Here is a 3,301-nt window from a genome sequence, read left to right as displayed (position 1 = left end):
GCTGGATCTGCGCTGCGGCATGTCGGTGCTGGTCTATCCCACCGACCGCCCAGCCTGGTCGCGGCTGTGTCGGTTGCTGTCCATTGGCAAAGCCCGGGCGGGCAAGGGGGCATGCCATCTGGACTGGCCCGATCTGCAGTCCCATGCCGAGGGGCTGCTGGCCATCCTGATCCCGGATACGGCGGACGACACCTGCGCCCTTCGGCTGCGCCGGTTGCGCGACACGTTCGGTGACCGGGCGTATCTCGCCCTGACCCTGCGCCGCCGCCCCAACGACCAGCTGCGCCTCTACGAGCTGTCGACCCTCGCCGCCGGGATGGGCGTGGCCACGGTGATCACCAACGATGTGCTGTTCCACGTCCCGGACCGCCGCATCCTGCAGGATGTGGTCACCGCCATCCGCCACACCACCACCGTCGACGCCCTGGGCTTTCGCCGCGAACGCCACGCCGACCGTTATCTGAAGGCCCCCGCCGAGATGGCGCGCCTGTTCCCGCGCTACCCGGAAGCCCTGGCCCGGACCCAACAGATCGCCGACCGCTGCCGCTTCTCGCTGGACGAGCTGCGCTATCAATACCCCGAGGAACGGGACAACCCGGCGCTGACGCCCCAGGAGACGCTGGAGGCGCTGACCTGGGAGGGGGCCGCCACGCGCTACCCCGAGGGCATCCCGCCGGAGGTGACTGCCAGCCTCGGCCACGAGCTGCGCCTGATCGCCCGGCTGGACTATGCCCCCTACTTCCTGACCGTGAACAGCATCGTCCGCTTCGCCCGCTCCAGGGGCATCCTCTGTCAGGGCCGCGGCTCGGCGGCGAACTCGGCGGTCTGCTATGTGCTGGGCATCACCTCCATCGACCCAGGCCGCAACGACCTGCTGTTCGAGCGCTTCATCAGCGAAGAGCGCCGCGAGCCGCCCGACATCGACGTGGACTTCGAGCATGAGCGCCGCGAGGAGGTGATCCAGTGGGTCTACAGGACCTACGGCCGCAGCCACGCGGCGCTGACCGCCGTGGTGATCCGCTACCGTTCCAAGGGCGCCCTGCGCGACGTCGGCAAGGCCCTGGGCCTGCCCGAGGATCTGATCCGGGCCATCTCCGGGCAGATCTGGTCCTGGGGCGAGGAGGGCATCAGCGACGACCAGCTCCGCGAGCTGGGCCTGAACCCTGCCGACCGGCGCCTTCGTCTGCTGCTGGATCTGGCCGCGCAGCTGCGCGGCGCGCCCCGGCATCTGTCCCAACATCCCGGCGGCTTCGTGCTCACCCACGACCGCCTCGACGATCTGGTCCCCATCGAGCCCGCCGCGATGGCGGATCGGCAGATCATCGAATGGGACAAGGACGACATCGACGCGCTGAAGTTCATGAAGGTCGATGTGCTGGCGCTCGGCATGCTGACCTGCATGCGCCGGGGGCTGGACCTGATCGCCGCGCATAAGGGCATCCGCTATGATCTGGCCAGCATCCCGGCCGAGGATCCGCGCACCTATGCGATGATCCGCAAGGCCGACACGCTCGGCACCTTCCAGATCGAGTCACGCGCCCAGATGTCGATGCTGCCGCGCCTGAAGCCGCGCACCTATTACGATCTGGTGGTGCAGGTGGCCATCGTCCGCCCCGGCCCGATCCAGGGGGACATGGTTCATCCCTATCTACGCAGGCGCGCCGGGCAGGAGCCGGTCCATTACCCCACCCCGGAACTGGAGAAGGTGCTGGGCAAGACCCTGGGCGTGCCGCTCTTCCAGGAACAGGCCATGCGCGTGGCCATCGAATGCGCGGGCTTCACCCCGGGCGAGGCCGACATGCTCCGCAAATCCATGGCCACCTTCAAGTTTACCGGCGGGGTGTCCAGGTTCCGCGACAAGCTGGTCGAGGGCATGGTCGAACGCGGCTACGACCGCGCGTTCGCCGAGCGCACCTTCCGGCAGCTGGAGGGCTTCGGCAGCTACGGCTTTCCCGAGAGCCACGCGGCCAGCTTCGCGCTGATCGCCTATGCCTCAGCCTGGCTCAAATGCTGGCACCCCGACGCCTTCTGCGCCGCCCTGCTGAACAGCCAGCCGATGGGGTTCTACGCCCCGGCGCAGATCGTCCGTGATGCCCGGGACCATGGGGTCGAGGTCCGACCCATCTGCATCGCGACATCGGACTGGGACTGCACGCTGGAGCCAGTGAGTGACCCCGGCGACGATCGCTTCGCCGTCCGCCTCGGGCTGCGCATGGTCAAAGGGCTGGCGGAAGCACACGCGGGGGTCATCCTGGCCGCGCGCGCCACCCGGCCCTTCGCCAACGTCGCCGATCTCTGCCGTCGCGCTGGCGCGCCGATGGCCGCGCTGACCCGCATCGCCGAGGCCGATGGGTTTCTACCCGCCTTCGGGTTGGCACGGCGGGAGGCGATCTGGGCCATCAAGGGCCTGCGCAACGATGAACTGCCGCTGTTCGCGGCGGTGGAGCAGGATGCGCTTTCACCCGCCGGGCATGATGACGAGCCAGGAGCGCACCACCATCCCGCTCGGCAGGATCGCAGCCCGCGTGCCTCCGTCCCACCCCTGCCCCACGTTGAACCCACCGTCTCCCTGCGCCCGATGGCTGCCGGGCGGGAGGTGGTCGAGGACTACAGCCATACCGGCCTGTCCCTGCGCCGGCACCCGGTCTCCTTCTTACGCGCCAGTCTCACCACCCGGCGCATCCGCACCTGCGCCGAGGCCATGGCCGCCCCGAACCGCTGCTGGACCGAGATTGCCGGCCTGGTCCTCGTCCGCCAGCGCCCCGGCTCCGCCAAAGGCACCATGTTCATCACTTTGGAGGACGAGACCGGCATCGCCAACCTCGTCGTCTGGCCGAAGGTTTTCGAGGCCCACCGCCGGATCATCCTCTCCGCCGGGATGCTTGCCGCTGCAGGACGCGTCCAGCGTGACGGCAAGGTCGTGCATCTGGTTGTCTATCGCCTCACCGACTTGACGGCAGAACTCGCTAGCATTGGTCAGCGGGGCGACACCTTCCCCCTGCCCCACGGACGCGGCGATGAGGTCCATCGCGGCGCGCCGGCGTCAGATCCGCAGGCAATTGCGAGAATAAATGCGTCTAGACCACAGCCAGAGCCCCCCGGCACCACGACATCTACGTCCAGAACCTAAATATCGATGCACTCAAGGTAAATAGCGGGACGTCAAATAACTTATATCAAGCTATCAAGCTATCAAGCTATCAAGCTATCAAGCTATCAAGCTATCAAGCTATCAAGCTATCAAGCTATCAAGCTATCAAGCTATCAAGCTATCAAGCTATCAAGCTATCAAGCTATCAAG

General features: G+C 66.9%; 1 protein-coding gene. It reads left to right on the top strand.

What is annotated here, in order from left to right:
• Positions 1 to 3,130, top strand: a 3,130-nt coding sequence (locus FA743_RS18810; RefSeq protein WP_136887612.1) for an error-prone DNA polymerase, incomplete at its 5' end; no start/stop codon positions are given.
• Between the last annotated feature and the right edge of the window lie 171 nt (positions 3,131 to 3,301).

Origin of the sequence: Paracoccus gahaiensis (assembly GCF_005048225.1) — a bacterium.
GTDB classification, from domain to species: domain Bacteria; phylum Pseudomonadota; class Alphaproteobacteria; order Rhodobacterales; family Rhodobacteraceae; genus Paracoccus; species Paracoccus gahaiensis.
This window is presented reverse-complemented; position numbering and strand designations above follow the sequence as displayed.